This window comes from Caproiciproducens sp. LBM24188 (assembly GCF_054130445.1).
On sequence record NZ_CP196862.1, the window covers coordinates 1,427,895 to 1,448,472 of the forward strand.

Annotated in this window: 24 protein-coding genes and 1 tRNA gene; 16 read left to right on the plus strand and 9 right to left on the minus strand. The window is 48.1% G+C overall.

The window, feature by feature from the left end; all coding sequences use genetic code 11:
• Positions 1–18: 18 nt before the first annotated feature.
• Together ACSVDI_RS06745 and ACSVDI_RS06750 are read right to left on the minus strand one after the other, a co-directional pair.
• On the minus strand, positions 19–681 hold the full coding sequence (locus ACSVDI_RS06745) for a LysM peptidoglycan-binding domain-containing protein (RefSeq protein WP_457945522.1): 663 nt from the start codon (positions 679–681) through the stop codon (positions 19–21).
• A gap of 6 nt (positions 682–687) precedes the next feature.
• Entirely contained in the window at positions 688–1,029 is a 342-nt protein-coding gene (locus tag ACSVDI_RS06750) for a LysM peptidoglycan-binding domain-containing protein (RefSeq protein WP_457945523.1), read from the minus strand.
• Between the two features lie 231 nt (positions 1,030–1,260).
• On the opposite strand from ACSVDI_RS06750, the gene ACSVDI_RS06755 reads away from it, so the two are divergent.
• The 3 genes from ACSVDI_RS06755 to ACSVDI_RS06765 all read left to right on the plus strand — a co-directional run bounded on the left by ACSVDI_RS06755 (position 1,261) and on the right by ACSVDI_RS06765 (position 3,303).
• Positions 1,261–1,797, plus strand: a complete 537-nt coding sequence (locus tag ACSVDI_RS06755) for a glutathione peroxidase (protein ID WP_457945524.1) — start codon at positions 1,261–1,263, stop codon at positions 1,795–1,797.
• 61 nt (positions 1,798–1,858) lie between these two features.
• A complete protein-coding gene (locus ACSVDI_RS06760) occupies positions 1,859–2,293 on the plus strand; it encodes a MarR family winged helix-turn-helix transcriptional regulator (RefSeq protein WP_457945525.1) in 435 nt (144 codons plus the stop codon).
• A gap of 230 nt (positions 2,294–2,523) precedes the next feature.
• A complete protein-coding gene (locus ACSVDI_RS06765) occupies positions 2,524–3,303 on the plus strand; it encodes an NYN domain-containing protein (protein ID WP_457945526.1) in 780 nt (259 codons plus the stop codon).
• Between the two features lie 279 nt (positions 3,304–3,582).
• Here ACSVDI_RS06765 and ACSVDI_RS06770 read toward each other — a convergent pair whose 3' ends face one another.
• Together ACSVDI_RS06770 and ACSVDI_RS06775 are read right to left on the minus strand one after the other, a co-directional pair.
• Positions 3,583–4,818 carry an ammonium transporter gene (locus tag ACSVDI_RS06770; protein ID WP_457945527.1) on the minus strand — a complete coding sequence of 412 codons (1,236 nt, stop codon included), beginning with the start codon at positions 4,816–4,818 and terminating at the stop codon, positions 3,583–3,585.
• A gap of 257 nt (positions 4,819–5,075) precedes the next feature.
• A complete protein-coding gene (locus ACSVDI_RS06775) occupies positions 5,076–5,420 on the minus strand; it encodes an OadG family transporter subunit (RefSeq protein WP_457945528.1) in 345 nt (114 codons plus the stop codon).
• 215 nt (positions 5,421–5,635) lie between these two features.
• Between ACSVDI_RS06775 and ACSVDI_RS06780 the strand changes: the two genes are divergently transcribed.
• From ACSVDI_RS06780 to asnB, 3 genes are all read left to right on the plus strand, one after another.
• Complete coding sequence (locus ACSVDI_RS06780; RefSeq protein ID WP_457945529.1) at positions 5,636–6,490, plus strand: AraC family transcriptional regulator; 855 nt, start codon at positions 5,636–5,638, stop codon at positions 6,488–6,490.
• A complete protein-coding gene (locus ACSVDI_RS06785; protein WP_457945530.1) occupies positions 6,487–7,038 on the plus strand; it encodes a DUF1836 domain-containing protein in 552 nt (183 codons plus the stop codon). The genes ACSVDI_RS06780 and ACSVDI_RS06785 overlap by 4 nt, the downstream gene beginning before the upstream one ends.
• A 129-nt stretch (positions 7,039–7,167) precedes the next feature.
• Entirely contained in the window at positions 7,168–9,021 is a 1,854-nt protein-coding gene (gene asnB, locus ACSVDI_RS06790) for an asparagine synthase (glutamine-hydrolyzing) (RefSeq protein WP_457945614.1), read from the plus strand.
• A gap of 67 nt (positions 9,022–9,088) precedes the next feature.
• Here asnB and ACSVDI_RS06795 read toward each other — a convergent pair whose 3' ends face one another.
• From ACSVDI_RS06795 to udk, 3 genes are all read right to left on the minus strand, one after another.
• A complete protein-coding gene (locus tag ACSVDI_RS06795; protein WP_457945531.1) occupies positions 9,089–9,379 on the minus strand; it encodes a hypothetical protein in 291 nt (96 codons plus the stop codon).
• 390 nt (positions 9,380–9,769) lie between these two features.
• Positions 9,770–9,991: a hypothetical protein gene (locus tag ACSVDI_RS06800; RefSeq protein WP_457945532.1), complete on the minus strand. Its 222-nt coding sequence runs from the start codon at positions 9,989–9,991 to the stop codon at positions 9,770–9,772.
• Positions 9,992–10,167: 176 nt separating this feature from the next.
• A complete protein-coding gene (gene udk, locus ACSVDI_RS06805) occupies positions 10,168–10,836 on the minus strand; it encodes a uridine kinase (RefSeq protein ID WP_457945533.1) in 669 nt (222 codons plus the stop codon).
• 272 nt (positions 10,837–11,108) lie between these two features.
• Here udk and ACSVDI_RS06810 point away from each other — a divergent pair, with 272 nt between their 5' ends.
• The 4 genes from ACSVDI_RS06810 (at position 11,109) to ACSVDI_RS06825 (ending at position 12,275) form a co-directional block, all read left to right on the plus strand.
• Positions 11,109–11,396, plus strand: a complete 288-nt coding sequence (locus tag ACSVDI_RS06810; protein ID WP_457945534.1) for a sll1863 family stress response protein — start codon at positions 11,109–11,111, stop codon at positions 11,394–11,396.
• 68 nt (positions 11,397–11,464) lie between these two features.
• Positions 11,465–11,635 carry a hypothetical protein gene (locus tag ACSVDI_RS06815; RefSeq protein WP_457945535.1) on the plus strand — a complete coding sequence of 57 codons (171 nt, stop codon included), beginning with the start codon at positions 11,465–11,467 and terminating at the stop codon, positions 11,633–11,635.
• Positions 11,636–11,747: 112 nt separating this feature from the next.
• The gene (locus ACSVDI_RS06820) at positions 11,748–11,924 is read left to right on the plus strand and encodes a hypothetical protein (protein WP_457945536.1); all 177 of its coding nucleotides are present in this window, start codon (positions 11,748–11,750) and stop codon (positions 11,922–11,924) included.
• A 198-nt stretch (positions 11,925–12,122) separates the two neighbouring features.
• Positions 12,123–12,275, plus strand: a complete 153-nt coding sequence (locus tag ACSVDI_RS06825) for a hypothetical protein (protein ID WP_457945537.1) — start codon at positions 12,123–12,125, stop codon at positions 12,273–12,275.
• A 114-nt stretch (positions 12,276–12,389) separates the two neighbouring features.
• Here ACSVDI_RS06825 and ACSVDI_RS06830 read toward each other — a convergent pair whose 3' ends face one another.
• Positions 12,390–13,382 carry an ATP-binding protein gene (locus ACSVDI_RS06830; RefSeq protein WP_457945538.1) on the minus strand — a complete coding sequence of 331 codons (993 nt, stop codon included), beginning with the start codon at positions 13,380–13,382 and terminating at the stop codon, positions 12,390–12,392.
• A gap of 4 nt (positions 13,383–13,386) precedes the next feature.
• Positions 13,387–14,418: a DnaD domain protein gene (locus ACSVDI_RS06835; RefSeq protein ID WP_457945539.1), complete on the minus strand. Its 1,032-nt coding sequence runs from the start codon at positions 14,416–14,418 to the stop codon at positions 13,387–13,389.
• 300 nt (positions 14,419–14,718) lie between these two features.
• On the opposite strand from ACSVDI_RS06835, the gene ACSVDI_RS06840 reads away from it, so the two are divergent.
• The 6 genes from ACSVDI_RS06840 to trhA all read left to right on the plus strand — a co-directional run bounded on the left by ACSVDI_RS06840 (position 14,719) and on the right by trhA (position 20,486).
• Positions 14,719–14,794, plus strand: a tRNA-Gly gene (locus ACSVDI_RS06840).
• A 196-nt stretch (positions 14,795–14,990) separates the two neighbouring features.
• Complete coding sequence (typA, locus tag ACSVDI_RS06845; RefSeq protein WP_457945540.1) at positions 14,991–16,811, plus strand: translational GTPase TypA; 1,821 nt, start codon at positions 14,991–14,993, stop codon at positions 16,809–16,811.
• Position 16,812: 1 nt separating this feature from the next.
• A complete protein-coding gene (locus ACSVDI_RS06850; RefSeq protein WP_457945541.1) occupies positions 16,813–17,694 on the plus strand; it encodes an exonuclease domain-containing protein in 882 nt (293 codons plus the stop codon).
• Positions 17,695–17,876: 182 nt separating this feature from the next.
• A complete protein-coding gene (pgeF, locus tag ACSVDI_RS06855) occupies positions 17,877–18,713 on the plus strand; it encodes a peptidoglycan editing factor PgeF (protein ID WP_457945542.1) in 837 nt (278 codons plus the stop codon).
• Between the two features lie 71 nt (positions 18,714–18,784).
• Positions 18,785–19,672 carry a radical SAM protein gene (locus ACSVDI_RS06860; protein ID WP_457945543.1) on the plus strand — a complete coding sequence of 296 codons (888 nt, stop codon included), beginning with the start codon at positions 18,785–18,787 and terminating at the stop codon, positions 19,670–19,672.
• A gap of 124 nt (positions 19,673–19,796) precedes the next feature.
• Positions 19,797–20,486 carry a PAQR family membrane homeostasis protein TrhA gene (gene trhA / locus ACSVDI_RS06865; RefSeq protein WP_457945544.1) on the plus strand — a complete coding sequence of 230 codons (690 nt, stop codon included), beginning with the start codon at positions 19,797–19,799 and terminating at the stop codon, positions 20,484–20,486.
• The last annotated feature ends 92 nt before the right edge of the window (positions 20,487–20,578 follow it).

Genomic DNA, 20,578 nt, shown 5'->3' on the forward strand with positions numbered 1-20,578 from the left:
TTTAAATATTATTTTCTGTTATTTTAATCCGGCTGCTTTCTGCACACAGTCAGCGTGCTGCTTCTCATAGGCGGTAGAGGCGCTCGTGTTATGCGCGGTACTGTGGTACAAGTACAGGTCAAAATGCCCGGTTACGTTGTTGGTTGAAATCGTGTCATAGGAATGTGGCATTCCGGAAAGGGAAGCGGCAAAATTAATTCCTTCGTGAAAGATGACGACCGGACGCGGCGTCCATTGCCAGGAAGAGAAGAGCTTTTTCATGGCCGCAGTATCGGTTGCCGTTAGTGGCTCCACGTCGGAGTGGTTGACGCCGCCCAGCATTTTTACCTTGAACTGCGTGCCGGTCTGCACGTCGGTAATCTGGAAAACATCGTTTCGCTTCAGCAGATACTTTCCGTCTAGGTACCAGTCTACCAACTTGCCCACACGTGCCGGGGCGGAACTTTCGCCAGGCATTACTGCATAGTTCCGCGGTGCGTATCCGTTGATTGCGATTTTCTCACCTTCATCCAGCCATTCATCGGGATCCATGTAATTGTATTTCATAATATTTGCGGTAGTGGTGCCAAACTTTTTTGCCACGGCGCTTACCGTGTCGCCCGTCTTTACCGTGTAGGTAACGGAAGGCCAGCTCGTAACCGCAGTTTGTTTGGATGAGATGGAAGGGAGTGGTATGTACAAAGTCTGTCAGGGATAAATAGTGGTGCCCGCAAGGTTGTTTCCACTGGTAATCTTATTTATAGTTGTGTCAAATTTTTGAGCAATCAGCCAAAGCGAGTCGCCGCTTTTCACCGTGTATTTTTGGGACGGGAACAAAGCAAGCTTTTGCCCCACAAGAATCGTGTCGGACGTAAGGGCGTTGTACTGTTTCAGCTCAGCTACGGTAAGGCCATTCGCGGTGGCGATTTTCCAAAGACTGTCGCCTGATTTTACGGTATATATTCCGGCTGCGAACGCGTTCATTCCCACAGATACCACAAGAACAACGGTGCAGACCGCTCCAGCTATTTTCTTTATCATCGCTTTCATTCGAAATCCCTCCATTCAGTTGAAAGCAGGTTGTGATTACGAGACGCGTTTAATATAACATGTAATTTAATCGATTTCCTTAACAAATTAATGGAAATTGTCGAAATCCACCGCTGCCATCGAGAAAAGTGAGGGCAAAAATTTTTTAAATTCTATTGACAATCACAATTTAGTTGTATATAATTTAATTGAAAACAATAATATAGAATAATATTGAAAGGAAGCTTTCTTATGACGGTTTATGATTTTAAAGTAAAGGATGCACAAAACAACGAGGTCTCTCTTGCAGATTATAAAGGAAAGGTTCTTTTAATTGTGAATACCGCGACCGGTTGTGGCTTTACACCGCAATACGAAGAACTGGAAAGACTGTATAAGAAATATAAGGATCAGGGATTTGAGATTTTGGATTTCCCCTGCAACCAGTTCCTGAATCAGGCCCCTGGCACGAATGAAGAAATTGTTCGGTTCTGCCAGTTGAAATACGGCACCACCTTCAAAACATTCGGAAAAATTGAGGTGAACGGCAAGAATGAAGAACCGCTTTATACATTTTTGAAAAAGGAAGCGGCCAAAGAAATCGAAAACAGTGAAACTTCCGCTTTTCTGGAAAAGCTGAAGAAACTGGGCCAAAACGCAATGGGAACCGATATTAAGTGGAATTTTACAAAGTTCCTGATTGACCGTCAGGGTAATGTGGTCGCCCGTTTCAACCCAACCTTGACTCCGGGTGATATTGAAGGGAAAATCGTAGAATTGCTGAAATAGGTTGTATCAAATTCCATTGTGTGTTAAAATGAAGAAAATACATGAATGGTGATTTGAAAAAATGGATTATGATAGTCTGAAACTAGAAAATCAGCTCTGCTTTCCGTTGTACGCATGCTCGAAGGAAATTATCAAAAAATACAAGCCTTTTCTGGACCCCCTCGGCCTGACTTATACGCAGTACATTACTCTGATGGTGCTATGGGAAGAAAACAACATTACGATAAAAACGCTGGGGGAACGCCTTTACCTGGATTCCGGAACTCTTACCCCGTTGCTGAAAAAGATGGAAAGCCAGGGCCTTGTCACTCGGGAAAGAAGCCCGAAGGACGAACGGAATGTGTATATTAAACTGACGGAACGCGGCATAGCACTGCGGGACCAGGCAGTGGAGGTTCCCAAACAGATGGGCAACTGCCTGGCACTTCCGAAAGAAGAGCTTGTCGCTTTAAAAAATTCCTTGAATAAAATTTTAAAGCATTTGTCCGAAATTTAAAAAGCGCGAAGAAAATGCACCTTAAAACGAGTTTTGCAACCCGCTTAAGGTGCATTTTTTGATTCGGTATTGATTTTATTTCTTTTGCGGCAAGCATCTTTTTCACCGCAATGGAAACACGGATTGATAATTCCAAGTTTTGGGCTTATAATAAATTGTGCAAGGATAAAATGTGACTTGTGGATAAAAGCGGTTGCAGAGCGGATGAATAATTGGATGGAGGATACCAAATGGAGATTGAAAAGGACAATCGATTTGCCGTCTTGATTGATGCGGACAATGTTTCGGAAAAATATATTAAATTCATATTGGATGAAATTTCAAACGACGGGGTTGCTACTTATAAAAGGATTTATGGGGACTGGACAAAGCCCGCGCTGGGCATGTGGAAAAACGTACTGCTTGATTATTCCATTACGCCGATTCAGCAATACAGCTACACAACAGGGAAAAATGCGACGGATTCCGCAATGATTATTGATGCCATGGACATCCTCTATTCTGGCAATGTGGATGGTTTCTGCATTGTTTCCAGTGACAGCGACTTTACCCGTTTGGCGGTGCGCCTGCGCGAATCCGGCATGTATGTGGTCGGCATGGGGGAAAAGAAAACGCCGAATGCGTTCATTTCCGCCTGCAATAAATTTCGATATCTGGAGGTTTTGGCGCAGAATGAAAATTCCACCGCTACTTTACCCAATACCGCCGAAGAAACAACCAGCACGGAAATGACTCCGCTGGAAACCATCAAAAGCACCATTCGCACCATCGTGCAGGAGATTTCGGACGACGACGGAAGGGCGTTTGTCGGGGAGCTTGGCAATATGCTGGTGCGCCGCTATCCGGATTTTGACGTGCGGAATTACGGCTTCCGAAAATTGACGCCGCTTCTGAAATCCATGGAGATTTTTGATATTTATTCCGAACCCAACAGCGGCGGGTACAACAAGCTGGTTTATGTGAAGGAAAAGAACAGCCAGGGGCAGCAGGGCAGAAATAGTAAAAAATAAAGCGATGCTGTGCCCGCAAAAGCGAACAAATTACTTTTCTTTATATTTCTACAAAGAAGCCGAGAATGGAGTAAAATCCATTCTCGGCTTCTTTTATAGCTTGAGACAACATATGGCCTTTGCTCATTTCTTTCAGTATGGCCAGAATCCCTTCAATCAATATGCCCTCAATTATTCCTTATCATACAGACACGAGGACAGGGCCATTTGAAAAATGACTCTGTCCTTGTAACCATAAATAGGATTAATATTGTATATTGATTTGAATTTTTAGGCTGGTCAGTCAATGCCGTTGAATGCAGGGTAGGCAGATTCTCCATGTTTGGAAGCATCCAGACCGATTTCCTCATCCTCTTGGGAAACACGAAGATTTTTCACAATCAGCTTTGCCACGCCGACAGCAATCAGAGTCCCAACCACCGCAAACACAGTCGCCACGGCAATCGCCGCCAACTGGCGCAGGAACAGATTTCCGTTTCCATAGAGCAAGCCGTCCCACAGGGCAGAGGCATTGATGGATTTCTGGGTGAAAACTCCGGTGGCAATACCACCCCAAATTCCGCCGATTCCATGGCACCCGAAAACATCCAGTGCATCGTCGTAACCGAATTTCCTTTTTACCACCGAGATAAAGAAAAAGGAAATGGGACTGGCAAGTGCACCAATCAGAATGGCAGACCATACTGGGACAAATCCTGCACCGGGCGTAATGGCGACCAGACCGATGACCATTCCTGTGGAAGCGCCGACCAATGAAGGTTTATCAGAGATGATTTTTTCCACCAACATCCAGGAGAGCATGGCGGCCGCAGCGGAAGTGTTTGTGGTGAGAAAGGCGTGAACGGCAAGTTCATTGGCTCCAAGCGCACTGCCGGCGTTAAAACCGAACCAGCCGAACCAGAGCAGCGCGGCACCGAGAAAGACCATCGGTACATTGTGCGGGCGATAGGATGGATTTACGCTGGATTTTCGGTTTCCAAGCACAATGGCTAATACCAACGCGCTAACGCCGGAGGTAATGTGCACTACGTTTCCGCCTGCAAAATCAACGGAGCCGATTTTCATCAGGAATCCGCCGCCCCATACCATATGGGTCATGGGATAGTAAACCATCAGGGACCATACCGCGGTAAAAATAAACAGTGCGGAAAAGCGCATTCTTTCTACGACGGCGCCGGCGATTAGGGCTGGGGTAATGACCGCGAACATCATCTGAAAGATGGCAAAAGTCAGAGTGTTCGGATAAGCATAGGTGGTATCTTTCATGCCGTCAAAATTCAAGCCGAACCATTTCAAGTCCCCAATTACCCCGCCAAGATCGCCACTGAAAGAGAGGGAAAATCCGCATAGAATCCAGAGAATGGCCCCAAGCCCCAAGGTCAGTGCACAGGACATGATGGTGTTAATTGCATTTTTCCTTTTTGTTAGGCCGGCATAAAAAAACGCCAGCGCAGGAGTCATGAGAAAGACCATTGCAGAGCTGGTCAGCATCCAAGCGGTATCGCCGTTGTTCATTCTGATTTCCTCCTTATATACCTTTCATTTTGTGCGGAAACATGTTTCCTTGGCAATACAAAAAGCCGACAACCTGCATGCAGCTCATGCGGGTTGTCGGCTTCTTTGCCGAGAGAATATGCGATTAATATACCATAGAATATTTCAAAATGCAAGATACAAATTGAAAAAATTCAAAATTCGGATTTTTTAAATTTTTTGCCATTTTGGTTAAAAGAATGAAAATAGGGAGTTGACTGCAAAGGTCTGTGCTTTATTTAAAACGGTCTGGTATTTTCCAGCAGTCCAGCCGCGCTCCACGCGGAACGGGCGGGCCGTATGGACCGGCGTATGCTGGTAATCGCCCCGGCACTTTCGCCGTAGGTCATGTATACGGCAGCAGCAATTGCGGCGACCACCTCCGGGGGGATTCCTGCAGAATCTCGGCCTGCTGAGGGTGCCAGTCCGGATGCCGGGGTACGTTTACCGCCGGATTGCAGTTTCTGAATTTCTGCACCGTAACCTTTTACCAGATTAACCAGAAAAATCAGTACAGCCAATACGATTACCAGCCCTGTCAGCAGTGCTGTTACAGCTAACGTGAATTTTTGTTCCGGTGTCATAAAAACCGATCCTTCCCTGATAAAATTCTGAAAGCATTTTAGACATAATTTCTAAAAAATTAATTTCATATTACTTAAATTGTTATGTCTATTATAACTGATATGGGAATTAATTTCAATTTATTTTACTTACAAATTGAATAATATTGAATCTTATCTCTTTTTAAACTATAATAAATACATTGATTCGAAACTGCTTAGGAGGCGTGCGTGCTGTGACGAACGAAGAATTCCGCCATTCTTTTAAAATGTCGGTACACAACAGCCTTGGGCTGGCTGTTTACAGCTGCGGCGTGCAGAGGTGCGGACCCAATCATTCATGGGGTCCGGCGGTGCGCGACCATTATTTGATTCATTACATCACCTCCGGATGCGGCAGTTTTACGTGTGCAGGGAAGACTTATTCCCTGTCTGCAGGGGATGGTTTTCTGGTGGAACCCTCCACGGTGGTATTCTATTCTGCCGATTCGCAAAACCCATGGGAATACTGCTGGGTCGGGTTTAACGGAAGCGACGCGAAACGCCTCATGAATCAGACGGGGTTGTTAAGTTCTGGCCCCGTGTTCCATTATGATAAGGATAATCGCCTTCAGACTCTTTTGATGAATATCTGTAATGTGTCCGGTTCCAGCCCAAGCGAAGAGGCAAGAATGGAATCCGGTCTTTTGCAGTTTCTGGCGGAGTTGATGGATTTGTTCGGCAGTCATTCTTCGCCGCGTCTCAGCGGCTTTGAGTATGTGCAGAAAGCTATCAAATTCATTGACTACAATTATTCCGGAAATATTGATATCAATGACGTCGCGGCAAGCGCGGGAATCAGCCGCAGTCATCTGTACCGCTTGTTTATGCAGCATATTTCCATGCCGCCGAATGAGTATTTGATGCGGTTCCGTATCAGTAAGGGAACGGAATTGCTTGAAACCGGCCGTCTTTCCGTGGGAGAGGTGGCTTATTCCACGGGATTTTCGGATCAGCTGTATTTTTCCCGTGTCTTTAAAAAGTATATGGGGGTTCCGCCCAGCCGGTACGCGGGCGGCGGAAACCGTAAAACCAGGGAGGATTTTCAATGAGCGAGGCGACCGATAATATCGTTTCTTGGGTCAAGAAACTGAAAGAATATAATATGGTGGAGTGGGATCGGCTGCCCGAGATTTATCTCTATATGGATCAAGTCATGACCTACATGGAAAAGCAACTGAGTCTGTTTGGAGGAAAAGACAGTACGCTGCTTACCTCCAGCATGATCAACAATTATGTTAAGGACGGTGTGATTCCCCGCCCGGAGCAAAAAAAATATTCCCGTGAACACCTGTCTATGCTGATGATCATCTGCCTGCTGAAGCAGGTTCTTTCCATTCCGGATTTGTCCTGGATGATGAAGTTCCTGCTGGAAGACACGCCGCAGAATGAAATGTACGACCGCTTTCGCGAAACGCAGTATGCCGCACTGAAAGAAGTGTGTGAACGTGTGGAGGAAGCGGCCCCGAAAGGGGAAGCCGAGCTGGCCCGTTTGGCGATTGAGCTTTCGGTGGAAGCCAGCGCGCGCCGCACCGCTGCCGAGCGGATTCTGGACGAGCTTTCCCAGGGCGAAAAGCACCCCAAACGAAAAAAAGAATAATGGATTGATTGCCTTACAAAAAAAGCCGCTCCAAAAGAGCGGCTTTTTCATTTGGGAAAATAGTCGCATACGGAACCATAATCCTCTTTTGGCATAATATGAATGAGAAAAGGAAAGCGAGGTTTGGTTATGTGCGGAATTGCGGGATTTTGCGATTATAACGACGAACTCAGTGAGGAGGCCCTGTTTTGGGGCGCGCTGGCGAAACGAATGGGGAAACGGTTAAAGCACCGGGGGCCGGATGACAGCGGGATCCATGTTTCCAGTCATGCCGCTTTTGCGCACGCCCGGCTGGCTGTTGTGGATATTAAGGGCGGGAAACAGCCCATGAGCGCAATGGAGGATGGATACCGATATACCATCGTTTACAACGGCGAGCTGTACAATACCGAAGAACTGCGCAGCGAGCTGAAAGCCCTGGGACATACGTTTGAAACCAAAAGTGATACGGAAGTATTGCTGAAAAGCTACATTCAGTTCGGCCCTGACTGTGCAAAAAAATTGAACGGGATTTATGCTTTTGCAGTGGATGACCAAAGGCGGAACAGCTGCTTTTTGTGCCGCGACCGCTTTGGGGTAAAGCCGCTGTTTTACACGCTGATGAACGGACGCCTGGTATTTGCATCGGAAATTAAAGCGCTGTTCGAATATCCCGGTGTCAATCCCATTGTGGACCGGGAAGGGCTGTGCGAAATTTTCGGAGTTGGTCCAGCAAGAACCGCCGGCGTCGGTGTGTTTAAAAATATTCGTGAAATCAAACCGGGCTATTCCGCCGTGTTTGACCGGGACGGATTGCACGAAAGCGCTTATTTCAAGCTGGAAAGCTATGAACATCCGGACAGCTACGAGGTTTCCGTAAAGCATGTGCGCGATTTGATGGAAGACATCGTCACCCGTCAGCTGGTTGCCGACGTACCGCTCTGCACGTTCCTTTCCGGCGGGCTGGATTCCAGTGTGATTACGGCGCTCGCAGCACAGGATTACCACCGCAGGGGAGAAGTGCTCTCTACCTATTCGTTCGACTTTGTGGGCAATGATAAGTTTTTCCGCCCCAGTTCGTTTCAGCCGGATGCCGACCGGCCGTGGGTCGATAAAATGGTCGCGTTCTGCGGGACCAATCACCGGTATTTGGAATGCAATAACCTGGAGCTGGCGGATTGCCTGTACGATTCCGTGGAAGCGAAGGATTTGCCCGGTATGGCGGATGTGGACGCTTCGCTTCTGCATTTTTGCAGGCTGATTAAACGGAATCATGTGGTTGGAATCAGCGGTGAATGCTCGGATGAAATTTTTGGCGGGTATCCGTGGTTCCATAAAAAAGAAGCATTCGAGGGAAAGACCTTCCCCTGGTCCCCCGATTTGAGCGTGCGCACAAAGTTGCTGATTCCTGAAATTGCCGACGCTTTGCAGCTTGAATCCTATGTAAATCAGCGTTACGAAGAGTCGATTGCCGCAGTTCCAACACTGGAGGGAGAGAATGCGGAGGAAAGACGCCGCAGGGAGATTTCTTTCCTGAATATTTATTGGTTTATGACGATGCTGTTGGACCGCAAAGACCGCGCCAGCATGGCCAGCGGGTTAGAAGTCCGCGTGCCTTACGCAGACCACCGTTTGGTTCAGTATGTGTTTAACGCGCCATGGGCATATAAATGCCATGACGGTGTGTCGAAAGGCTTGCTTCGCGATGCGGCGAGGCCGTGGCTGCCGGAAGATGTGCTGTTCCGCAAGAAGAGCCCATATCCGAAGACGCATAATCCAGGGTATGAACTGATCGTCAAACAGCGGCTAAAGGCGGTAATGTCTGACCGGAACGAGCCAATTCATACGCTGGTGGATAAAAAGGTCATCGAAGGTTTGGTCAACGGCCAGTCTGACTACGGAAAGCCGTTCTTTGGACAGTTGATGGCCGGTCCACAGTTGATGGCATACCTGCTGCAGGTGAATTACTGGCTGAAAAAATACGAAATTGCCATTGATTTATAAAAACGTGGGAAGAAGGCAAAAATACTGCGCCGCCAAAGTTTTCCTTCGGCGGCGCAGTACCGTTTCGCTATTTGGATGTTCCGGAATTTGTTGCTCTCTTTATTGCGGAATAAGCGCCGTTTGCGCTTAGTGCGACGAGAATTGCATCAAAAGGAATCAATGCACCGGAAGACCAGGTTAGGTTTCCGGTAAAGAAGGTGGCCCCCAGCAATAAAATGACGGCGATGATGTAGGACACCCACTGGGTCGCAATTTTATCGATGGGGGGCAGTCCCTTGATAAACTGTGTAATCAATGAGGTGGCGGCAACGCAGCCGGCGAAGGTTGCCAGGGTGCTCCAGCTGAAAAATTCGTTCATAGCAACAGCAATCCTCCGTTTCTTCAATGAATGGGCTTTCATCTATTACTTTATGATGAAAGCATCGTTTTTGCTACGTTTGCCAGGGTACTGCTAGAGCGCAAACAGCCGTAAAGCTTCGCAGACAACGAAGCTTTACGGCTGTTTATTACGGGGGTCTTTTAAAATCTTGTCCATCCATTGGGCTAAAGGGAAAGCGCAAATCAGGACTTTTTCAAACCGTTTTCCCTTTCTTCTCAAAATCAAAGGAGTTTTGTTTGAAAAAATCCGTTGTTTTGTGCCTATAACCAAAATCAGTCATCTTACAAACACGCTCTGAAGAATTTATCAAAAACAGGATTTGTTATGTATAACAGTTGCTGAAAACAAAGCGGGATTCCAGATTTGCTTTTACGCCGATTTTAATTCTTCGACCTTCAGTATTTCATCCACACTTTCATAGTCTTTTCTTTCACCCGCTCGAATCCCCTCCAAATGAAGGAAGGCAGGCTGCCTTTCGCCGCAGTCGTACTGCGAAGGAACAATTTGCAGTTCAACTTCATTCATGTGATCACGTTCCATCTCAATTAGGGTTTTCAGGAGCGCGTTGAGATTTAACTTGATTTTCTTCATTTTTTAATCATCCTTTCTGTTTACTAGTGTATTCAAAATCAGACAAAATTGCAATAGGGAAAAAAGATGAATAAAGAAGAAGAGTGTCGAATGAAAATAAATTAGATAAATGAATAAAATATCCGGTCTGACCAAGTCCTTTTTGTTGTTTTTTTTTGTAAAAATAGAGCAAAATTTCATGCGATGCTGTTTTTTGTGGTGTGATTTGTCAGTGCATTAATGCGGTCAATTAACATGTGAAGCGCCACGCGGTTTTCGCCGCCCTGCGGAATGATAATATCCGCGTTTTTCTTGCTTGGTTCGACAAATTGCTCATGCATGGGTTTTACGGTGCTCATGTATTGGTGGATGACGGAATCCAGGCTTCTGCCGCGTTCCTTTACGTCGCGGGTCAGTCTGCGGATCAGCCGGATGTCGGCGTCTGCATCCACAAACACTTTAATATCCATCAGGTCTAAAAGCTCCTGATTTTCAAAAATTAAAATACCTTCCACAATAATCACGGGCGCCGGTTCCACGTGAACGGTATCTTTCAGGCGCGTATGCGTGACAAACGAATACTGCGGATGGTCAATGGCCTGTCCACTTTTCAGCTTTTTAATATCCCGAATCATAAGGTCGGTGTCAAAAGCGTTTGGGTGGTCATAGTTCAGCTTCACTCTTTCCTCAAACGGAATGTCGGAGTTTGCACGGTAATAAAAATCATGGGAAAGTATTACGGACGCACCGGAAATGGACTTTTGCAGCTTAGTTGCAAGCGTCGTCTTGCCGGAGCCTGTTCCGCCCGCCACCCCGATTACAAATGGGGAACAGGTGGGGACATGGGATTCAGGAGAAGAGTTCATTTTTATGGCCATCCTTTCGCAGATTGTTAAAATTTTATTGGAATTAACCACAGTATAAAAGCCAATTACGGCTCGTCATGGAATCGGCCTGTATTCCCGTTGCAAAAGCCCTTTGCATAGGAACAAAGCCGACTTCAGAAGATAGTAATTGACTTTATCTCTGTTATATATGAATGAATTATATCATATTTTTTTAACGGTGTCATAGCTTCAAAGATTATTAAGCAGAAAAAACGGAAAAAATAAAAGAGAAAGAAAGGAGGAATCTTAGCATGATGACCAGTCATCAGGAATATCAAGGCCGCATGGAGGAACAGCTTGCCAGTTTGGGAAGAAGAATTGATGAGCTGTCCGATGAAGCCAAACACGCCGCAGGAGAAGTTCGTCAGGAATACAGCCGGAATGTGGAAGAACTTCGCCGGCAGCGGGAAAACGTGCAGAAACAGCTGAATGAACTGAAACAGGCTTCCGGACAGGCGTGGGAAGAATTGAAGAACGGAATCGACCGCGCATGGGAAGAAATTCAGAACAGCCTGCATTCCAAATCCGGTTTTCAGTAAGAAAAATCCGTCCCCATAAGTTCATGGGTGTTCGCAAAGAGGCCGCAAAATTTTAAGAGGTGATTGCTGTGGATTACACGGGTTATTATGAATTCCCCTTTCCATCGTCGGAAGACAATGTAGAAATGAAGAAGTTTTTCTATTCGCTCCCAGATGAGGAACAGCTGAGGCTGCTCAACGGAAGTCCGTCGTATCAAAGTTTTCGTGAACGGCTTCTGTGCTGTATGAAGGACAAATAAAAAAGTACATTGCACCCCGCCCAGCCGCCCGTTTTCGGGCGGCTTTTGTTTTGCAATCATTTCCAACATGAATCAACTGTTTTTCGTGCACACTAAGCGCGAGGTGATAATATTGGATAATAATTTTGCTTTTCCAATCGCTTTCGGTGCGCTCTTAAACAGTGACCCGGACATGGAACGTTATTTTTTTCAGCTGCCGGAAGAGGTCCAGCAGCAACTGCTGAAAGATGACGTTCATTCGGATCAGGATTTACGGGACCGTATTGAAGAATATCGACTGAAACAATAAAGGCAGCAGTCCTTCTGTCTGTACATTTAAAAGGCTCTGCTGTGAAGCTGAATAAATTAACACCAACGCGGGGTGCTGCACAATGGACCTAATCATTTTGCGGTACCCGGTTTAGCATTTTTTCGCAATCCGGAATAGAATATTATAAATTAATATCTATTCGAGGGGTTTAGTATGGAGATGAAAATATACCACTGCATGAATCAGGAAGAAAACCCCATTCCGTATTGGATGAGAGGAACGGAAAAGAAAAAAGAAGAAAAAACAAAAGACTTGGTGCAGCAGTTTAAACAAAACCCGGATGCATTTTTTCCTCCGATCATTCCCCCTGCAAAACCAAAACTAAAATAGGGTTGCTGTTATCCAGCTGCGTTCGTCGGGTAAAAAACAGGAAGGGTGCCATTGCACAAAACACCGCCGTATCAAAACGTTTCCGTTGTGATACGGCGGTGTTTCTGTAAGAAATTAAACGGATTTCGAATTTTTCAACAGCTTTTGCAGCCGATTGTCGCGCCCGCAGAAGGAAAAACGTGCGTAGTTGCCCATGATTCGGGAGGCGAAGCGCTCTGTGTAGCGTTCCTGCAGTTCCTGCATGGTAAGGTTGGTGCTGATGATTGTTGGTTTTTGCGTCATCAGCCGTGTGTTAACCAAGTTATAGATTTCCGCGCAGGAAAACGCGCTCCGAAATTCGGTGCCTAGGTCGTCCAGAATCAGCAGGTCACATTCCTGCAGGGTGCGGCTGCTGTCGCCGTCGTCCCGCCCGAAGTGTTCCCGCTCCAGCTGGTTAATAATGTTGTTCACCGAGCAGTAAACCACACCGTAGCCCTTCTGAATCACCAGATTTGCGATGGCGAGCGACATGTGTGTTTTTCCCAGACCGGTTCCGCCCTGCAGAATCAAATTGGGGGAAGATGGGGAAAAGGAGGCGGCGTAGCGCCGACATTGGGTATAAATATTTTCCATTATGGCGCGCGGGGACTTTTTACCTTCCTCTTCCGGCCGGTCGGAATAATAATCCAGGGAAAAGCTTTCAAAGGTGGAAAGTGACAAAGGGGTCAGCGCGTTCAGCCTGCGGTAGGATTCCTCCCGGAGCAGCTTTTTCATACAGCTGCACAGGATACCGTCCTGGTAGCCCGTGTCTTTGCAGTCGGGGCAGGCGTAATGCGGTTCCAGATAATCTTCCGGGTATCCCTGCGATTTCAGCAGTTCCGCAAGCCGATTCTGCAGCATTTGGTTATTCTGCTTCAGGCGCGTCAGCTGTTCCCGCGCGTCTTTTCCGCTAAGCACCGCGCGTGCCGCGGAAATCGCGGTTGCGGCTAACTGTTTTTCAATTTGTTCCGCGGGGGGACAGCGGCGGTAAAATGCAGCGCGGTGTTCCTGCGCTTCGGTTTCCGCTTTTCTGCGGCGCTCCGTCAGTTGCTGTTCCACGGCGCGGTAAATTTCCCTGCTGTAACCCATTCAATCATTTCCTTTCAAAATTTTCAAAATTTTGAAATACATCGGATCGTTCATATTCCGCAATATCGTATGTCGTCTTTTTCGGCGCATTGCTCCGTGCGGAAGCACGCTCCAGCTTTTCCTTCTGGGCCTGCGGCAGGGTAGAAATTCCCTCCCTGTGCCAGCGCTCCAGAATCTTATTCATATAGCTCAGGGTAAACTTTCCCGTCGCATCCACATTGCGTTCATACGCCTCATGTATCATTGCGGGTGTGAATTTCCATTCGTTGACCCATCTGGAGGCAAACTCCTCTTCTTTGGCAGTTGGGGAACGGTGCGGGATACCGAGCGCCTGTTCCACCGTGCGCCAAGCGGTGGCGTTTTCGGCCAAGCGGCGCAGCTTTTCCTCTGCCTTTTCATGGGTAAAAATTTCTTCGTCGGCCCAGTTCATGGCCACTTTTTCTATGTAACGCATATTTGCGCGGCCAATGCTTACTACATACTGCAGCAGCATGATGATGACGTCTGCCGGAAGACCAAAGTCATCGTGTATCATCAGCAGGGTTGCGGAATCCCCGTTGGAAATCAGCCGCCCCAGAATCTGTTCAGCTTCCTGCATCAGGCAGGCAATTTCCGTGGATTCGCTCATCCGCCGGGCAACAAACGCGTTGTCCGCTTTTTGCGGGCGCGAAAGAATCCGGTGCTTTGGCTTTACCGATTCTTCTGGCATGTCCGATTCGGAAGTCACAGGAACTTCCACGGCAGATTCCGCAGCTGCTTTGGGTTCCGACGCAGTTCCAGCCGGCTGCAAATCGTTTTCGCCAACGGTCAGCAGCCCGGCTTCCTGCCAGTAAAGCATGGCGTCGTTTACTTCACCGCGGTCAATGCCGAGCGCTTTGGCCGTGTCTGCCGTTTCAAACGGTTCCCCGGCGTGCCTTAAAATCCACAGCAGCACTTTCAGCTGCACGGAACCCGCCAGTTTAATATGTTTGTCCACCACGCAGGAAGGTACGGCGAAAACCGAGTTCCACGCGCCGAGATTCAGGGTGTAATTCATAAAAGAGTCTGCCTTTCGAAAATCTGCCGGAACCGTTTTTTCGCGTGCATTTTCGCGCTTCCAACAGCTCCGATCCGTCGTATTTATAGTATATAATTTGTACTGGAAGAATGTCAAATCGACCGATTCGGCCAAAATCTGCGGCCGCCATTTTTTAAAATCAAATCAGCCACTAGCTGATTTGATTATTATATCATACACGCAACCATTAGGGAATGATTAAATCCTGCCGAATTTTTATGAAAAATAGGGTTGACAAACCCGGTGAAGATATCGTATAATTACAACCGTTCCAAATTTGCGAACGTAGCTCATCTGGTAGAGCGCCACCTTGCCAAGGTGGAGGTAGCGAGTTCGAGCCTCGTCGTTCGCTCCAAACGAAAGGCGTCGGCATTTGCCGGCGCCTTTTTGCGCGGTTGCAGGGAATATGGTTCACGCGGTACGATTGCAAATTGCAAGTTAAATTGCTTGCAAACACTTGCAAACAGAAGAAAGGTAAAATTTTAATTCACAAATTTGTTGAAATATGATATAATATTAAAGTTTTGTGAATATGTAAAAGAGGTTGAATCATGGATACAAGAAATGATATCAGAAATGTTGCGATTATCGCCCATGTTGACCACGGTAAAACAACCTTGGTTGACCAGCTCCTGCGGCAAAGCGGCGTGTTCCGTTCCAACGAAGTCGTTGAGGAGCGCGTGATGGATTCTAACGACCTGGAGCGGGAACGCGGCATTACCATTCTTTCCAAGAACACAGCCGTCATGTACAACGGCGTAAAAATTAATATTGTGGACACGCCCGGCCATGCCGATTTCGGCGGCGAGGTGGAACGCATCTTAACGATGGTGGACGGCGTTCTTCTTTTGGTAGACGCGTTTGAAGGCTGCATGCCCCAAACCCGTTTTGTGCTGAAAAAGGCACTGGGTCTTGGGAAAAAGCCTTTGGTTGTCCTAAATAAGATCGACCGCCCCGGTGCAAGACCGGAAGAGGTCGTGGATGAAGTGCTGGACCTGTTTATTGAGCTCGGCGCAAACGAGGACCAGCTGGAATTTCCGGTCATTTACGCTTCCGGCCGCGATGGTTATGCTTCCACGGACCCGCATACCCCTGGAACGGATATGAAACCGCTGTTTGACGCAATTCTGAAAAACATTCCAGCTCCTACCGGCGATTTGAACGGCCCGACTCAGGTCCTGTTTTCCAACGTCGACTATGACGATTATGTAGGAAGAATCGGAATCGGTCGTGTGGAGCGCGGAGAAGTGCACGACGGTGAAAGCGTGGTTCTTTGCTGCCGCGACGGCTCAACCCGCAACGTGAAGGTTTCGAAGCTGTATCAGTTCGAGGGCCTGAAGCGCGTGGAAGTGGAAGAAGCGAAACTCGGCGATATCGTCGCCGTATCGGGTATTACCGGTCTGAATATCGGGGAAACCATCTGCTCCCCCGACTGTGTGGAACCGCTTCCGTTCGTTAAAATTGATGAGCCGACCGTTTCCATGATGTTTATGGTTAACAACAGCCCGTTTGCCGGCCGGGAGGGCAAGTATGTCACTTCCCGCAACCTTCGCGACCGCCTGTTCAAGGAAGTAGAAACCAATGTTGCCCTGCGTGTGGAGGAAACCGAATCTTCGGATACATTTAAGGTTTCCGGGCGCGGCGAGCTGCATCTGTCCATCCTGATTGAACAGATGCGCCGTCAAGACTACGAATTCCAGGTTTCCGCTCCGCATGTAATTTTCAAGGAAATCAACGGCAAAAAGTATGAGCCAATCGAACTGCTGATGATTGAAGTGCCGGAAAATTATGTGGGTGTTGTAATGGAAAAGCTGGGTGCCCGCAAGGCAGAAATTGTGAATATGGGTACTCGCGGTACCGGAACGTCTCATTTGGAATTCCGGATTCCTTCCCGTGGACTGATGGGTTACCGTCAGGAATTCCTGACAGATACCAACGGCAACGGCATTATGAACAGTGTTTTTGATTCTTACGAGCCGTATAAGGGCGACATGGTCATACGCCCACAGGGTTCTTTGATTGCCCATGAAACGGGCGTGTCCACTGGATACGGTCTGTTCTATGCGCAGGACCGCGGGCGCATGTTTATTGGGCCTGGCGTGGAAGTGTACGAGGGCATGATTGTTGGCGTAAGCCCCAAATCGGACGATATTGTGGTGAACGTCTGCAAGAAAAAGCACGCGACCAACACCCGTGCGTCCGGTTCCGATGAAGCCCTGAAGCTGACGCCGCACACCGTTCTCAGCCTGGAGCAGTGCATTGAGTTCATTAAGGATGACGAACTGGTGGAAGTAACGCCGAAAAACATCCGTATGCGCAAGAGAGTGCTGAGCAAGGAGCTTCGCATGAAGCAAGCCAGCAAATTGAAATGATATGAATTTCGTAATATTGGATTTGGAATGGAACGGTACCTACAGCCGCCGGATTAAAGGATTTATCAACGAAATCATTGAGTTTGGTGCGGTTAAGGTGGATGAAAACCTTCAAATCATCGACACGTTCGAATCGCTTGTCCGCCCGCAGGTGGGCAAGCGGATCAGCGGGAAGATTAAAACGCTGACCAGCATTACCAATGAAGAGTTGGAAGGCGGCTTGCAGTTTATGCAGGTGACAAGCCGATTCCGAAAGTGGATGGGCGACGCGGTTCTCATGACGTGGGGAACTTCGGACATTCTCGCGTTAATCGAAAATTACCGCTATTTCTGCGGGAATCCCCGTATTCCGTTTCTCACGCAGTATGTAAACCTTCAGGCCTATTGTGAAAAGCTGCTGGATTACGACTCATCGAAGCAGATGGGCCTCAGCACGTCGGCGCAGCTGCTGAAAATTGACGAGCGGGATTTTGACCATCACCGCGCTTTGGGTGACAGCCTGCTTTCCCTGCGGTGTCTGCAAAAGTTGTATTCCCCGGGGACTTTGGAGCCATTTTTGCAGGATGCCCTTTGCGATGAATTCTATGAGCGCATTTTGTTTAAGACGGTGATTATCTGCGACTTGAACAACCCGCTGATTCGCCGCAGCGAAATGAATTTTGACTGTGACCTTTGCGGGCGTCGTGCGCACCGAGCCAGCGAATGGCAGCTGAAAAACAAAAGCTTTCGTGCGCTGTTTTTCTGCCGGAAATGTCAGCATAAATTTTACGGACGGATTCAGTTTAAGCTGAAATACGAAGGCCTTACCGTGAAAAAAGCAATCCTTCCGTACCACGAGGAAAAGGATAAAGAAGAGGAACAGATTCCTCAAGAAGAGAGCTAATATAAGGCTCTCTTTTTTTGCCCGAAAACAAAAAGAGCCGAGCAATTTTAAAATGGCCCAGCCCCAGGCAGGCTTACTTTTCCTGCGAAAATTACAAGGAAGCCTTTCCGGCAGTTCCTTTCTGGAAGGAAATGTGTTACACTGGTTCTATCTTTGATGAAGTATTACGGGTGACGAATAATATGAATTACTTTTCCGGCAATATGAATTTGGTCGAAAATAAAGGGGTAACCTACCTTACCATTCCAGCCTTGGAAGCGTTCCCTTTTGTGCGCCACGCTTTTTCCACGCGGCTTGGTGGGGTTAGTCAAGAAGAATACGCTTCCATGAATCTGAATTTCGGGCGGGGCGACCCCGATGAAAATGTGCGCGAAAATTACCGCCGCTTCTGTAACGCGGTCGGGTTTGATCCACATACGCTGGTTGCTTCCGCTCAGGACCACCACACCTTTATCCGGCGGGTTACCGCGGAAAACCGCGGGATTGGAATTTGGAAGCCGAAGGACATGCAGAGTGTGGATGGCCTGATTACCAACGAACCCGGTGTAACGCTGGTGACATATTATGCCGACTGCGTCCCGCTGTTCTTTGTGGACCCGGTGAAACGCGCGGTCGGTCTGGCCCACGCGGGCTGGCGGGGAACCGTCGCAAAAATTGGGGAAGAAGCGGTCAAAGCCATGCAGCGCGAATTTGGGACCGACCCGCGGGATGTGTTTGCGGCGGTGGGCCCGTCCATCGGCCCCTGCTGTTTTGAGGTGGATACCCCGGTTTATGAGGAGTTTGCCGGGCAAAAGGAGCTTTCTCCGCAGGAATTTATTACCGCAGACGGCGGCGGGAAGTATCATATTGATTTGTGGGAAGCGAACCGCAGAATCCTGTTTCAGGCCGGGGTGCCAGATGCGCAGATTTCCGTAGCAAAGCTCTGCACCAAATGCCATTCGGATTTGCTGTATTCCCACCGGGCCAGCGGAGGAAAGCGCGGCGGCCTTGCCGCGATGATTTGTCTGGAGGAGGCTTGAAACCGTTCTTCAGCTTTGTTTGTATCTGTACTATTTCATGCTTAACGGAATAAAAAGGATGGTCAAAAAATATGAGAATAGAATCCTGCACGCTTTGCCCGCGCAAATGCGGCGCGCTACGGGAAGAAGAACAAGGGCGCGGCTATTGCGGGATGGGTGCCAATCCGGTCGTGGCGCGCGCAGCGCTCCATTTTTGGGAGGAACCCTGCATCAGCGGAAAGCGCGGCTCCGGAACTGTGTTTTTTACCGGCTGCTCGCTGAAATGCGTGTTTTGCCAGAACTACCAAATCAGCACGGAACGTGAGGTCGGGAAATCGGTCACGGCGGAACAGTTGGCTGACATCTTTGACCGTCTGGTAGCGCAGGGTGCGCATAATATCAATCTGGTCAATCCAACTCATTTCGCGCTTCCTATTGCACAGGCGCTGCGGCTGCGGAAACTGCCCGTTCCGGTGGTTTACAATTCCGGCGGCTATGAAACCTTGGAAACACTGAAACTGTTGGAGGGTCTGGTGGATATTTACCTGCCGGACCTGAAATACGCAGACAACGCGCTTGCCAAAACTTTTTCCGGCGCCGCGGATTATGTGGAAACCGCGCAGGCCGCCGTGCTGGAAATGGCACGCCAGACCGGCCCGGCGCAATACGATGCGGATGGCATGATGACGCGCGGCACCATTGTGCGCCACCTGATTCTTCCGGGGCACACCCGCAACTCCATTGCGGTGCTGGATTGGCTTTCCAGCCATCTTCCCGACGGGGTTCCGGTCAGTCTGATGGCGCAGTATATTCCCTGCGGCAAAGCGCAGGAATACCCTGAAATTAACCGTACCATTACCCGGCGTGAATATGAAAAGGTTCAGCAGCATCTGTTTGACCTTGGACTGGACGGATTCATTCAGGAAAGAACGTCCGCAAGTGAAAAATTCATTCCTCCGTTTAACTTGGAAGGGGTTTGATTCCCCTTGACAAAAACTGGGGACTGCTTTACACTGTTTTTAAATTCGTCTGTCAAATGATTCATCCGCTTAATCTTTCGTTACAGGAAAGAAAACAGAAACAGAAAAGGATACGGTGATCGCATTGGGAAAATACATCGAAAGTATGGCAGAGTGGCGTGCAATGCGCCGGGAAGACCTGGACCTTCCCCAATATTCGCTCGGCGAAGAAATCGTTAATGCCATTACCCACGGTGTGGGAACCGGATTGGCCATCGCTGGGCTGGTGGTTCTTCTTGTAATGGGGCGCCCCGACCCACTGACCAGGGTCAGTGCGAGCATATTTGGTTCCGGGATGATTCTATTTTACCTGGTTTCTACGCTCTATCATGCGCTGGCGGTTAATCAGGGAAAAAAGGTGTTTCACATTCTGGACCACTGTACGGTTTTTCTGCTGATTGCCGCAACTTATACACCAATTACCCTGTTGAGTTTTCGGGGCGTAATCGGCTGGACCCTGTTTGGGGTGGCCTGGGGCGTTGCCGCGCTTGGCATTGTACTGACTGCGGTCAACCTGCGCCGGTTTCGCGTATTTACCATCGTCTGTTACCTTGCGCTTGGCTGGGTGGTTATTTTCTTCTTTAAACTGCTTTTGGACAATCTAGATTTCACTTCTGTCGTTCTGCTGCTTTCCGGCGGCGCGGTTTATACACTTGGCGCCATTGTATATTGGCTTGGTCAAAAGCATAAATATCTTCATTCGCTGTGGCATTTGTTTGTGCTGGCCGGAACCATTCTGCATTATTTTGTTATTTACCGCATTGTCATTGCCTGAGAAAATATTCTTTTCCAAAATATTTAACTAAGGATACAATAATTTTATTATCTTCCACGTTATAATGTAATTACTATACAAATAACGAGGGG

What these genes read in the sequence shown, in the direction of transcription:
- ACSVDI_RS06755 (WP_457945524.1), top strand. Translation starts at nt 1,261, where the DNA reads ATGACGGTTTATGATTTTAAAGTAAAGGATGCACAAAACAACGAGGTC.
- ACSVDI_RS06835 (WP_457945539.1), bottom strand. Translation starts at nt 14,418, where the DNA reads ATGAATTACACCCTGAATCTCGGCGCGTGGAACTCGGTTTTCGCCGTA.
- typA (WP_457945540.1), top strand. Translation starts at nt 14,991, where the DNA reads ATGGATACAAGAAATGATATCAGAAATGTTGCGATTATCGCCCATGTT.
- ACSVDI_RS06800 (WP_457945532.1), bottom strand. Translation starts at nt 9,991, where the DNA reads ATGAAGAAAATCAAGTTAAATCTCAACGCGCTCCTGAAAACCCTAATT.
- ACSVDI_RS06810 (WP_457945534.1), top strand. Translation starts at nt 11,109, where the DNA reads ATGATGACCAGTCATCAGGAATATCAAGGCCGCATGGAGGAACAGCTT.
- ACSVDI_RS06850 (WP_457945541.1), top strand. Translation starts at nt 16,813, where the DNA reads ATGAATTTCGTAATATTGGATTTGGAATGGAACGGTACCTACAGCCGC.
- asnB (WP_457945614.1), top strand. Translation starts at nt 7,168, where the DNA reads ATGTGCGGAATTGCGGGATTTTGCGATTATAACGACGAACTCAGTGAG.
- pgeF (WP_457945542.1), top strand. Translation starts at nt 17,877, where the DNA reads ATGAATTACTTTTCCGGCAATATGAATTTGGTCGAAAATAAAGGGGTA.
- ACSVDI_RS06825 (WP_457945537.1), top strand. Translation starts at nt 12,123, where the DNA reads ATGAATCAGGAAGAAAACCCCATTCCGTATTGGATGAGAGGAACGGAA.
- ACSVDI_RS06785 (WP_457945530.1), top strand. Translation starts at nt 6,487, where the DNA reads ATGAGCGAGGCGACCGATAATATCGTTTCTTGGGTCAAGAAACTGAAA.
- ACSVDI_RS06860 (WP_457945543.1), top strand. Translation starts at nt 18,785, where the DNA reads ATGAGAATAGAATCCTGCACGCTTTGCCCGCGCAAATGCGGCGCGCTA.
- ACSVDI_RS06750 (WP_457945523.1), bottom strand. Translation starts at nt 1,029, where the DNA reads ATGAAAGCGATGATAAAGAAAATAGCTGGAGCGGTCTGCACCGTTGTT.
- ACSVDI_RS06795 (WP_457945531.1), bottom strand. Translation starts at nt 9,379, where the DNA reads ATGAACGAATTTTTCAGCTGGAGCACCCTGGCAACCTTCGCCGGCTGC.
- udk (WP_457945533.1), bottom strand. Translation starts at nt 10,836, where the DNA reads ATGAACTCTTCTCCTGAATCCCATGTCCCCACCTGTTCCCCATTTGTA.
- ACSVDI_RS06765 (WP_457945526.1), top strand. Translation starts at nt 2,524, where the DNA reads ATGGAGATTGAAAAGGACAATCGATTTGCCGTCTTGATTGATGCGGAC.
- ACSVDI_RS06760 (WP_457945525.1), top strand. Translation starts at nt 1,859, where the DNA reads ATGGATTATGATAGTCTGAAACTAGAAAATCAGCTCTGCTTTCCGTTG.
- ACSVDI_RS06770 (WP_457945527.1), bottom strand. Translation starts at nt 4,818, where the DNA reads ATGAACAACGGCGATACCGCTTGGATGCTGACCAGCTCTGCAATGGTC.
- ACSVDI_RS06830 (WP_457945538.1), bottom strand. Translation starts at nt 13,382, where the DNA reads ATGGGTTACAGCAGGGAAATTTACCGCGCCGTGGAACAGCAACTGACG.
- ACSVDI_RS06775 (WP_457945528.1), bottom strand. Translation starts at nt 5,420, where the DNA reads ATGACACCGGAACAAAAATTCACGTTAGCTGTAACAGCACTGCTGACA.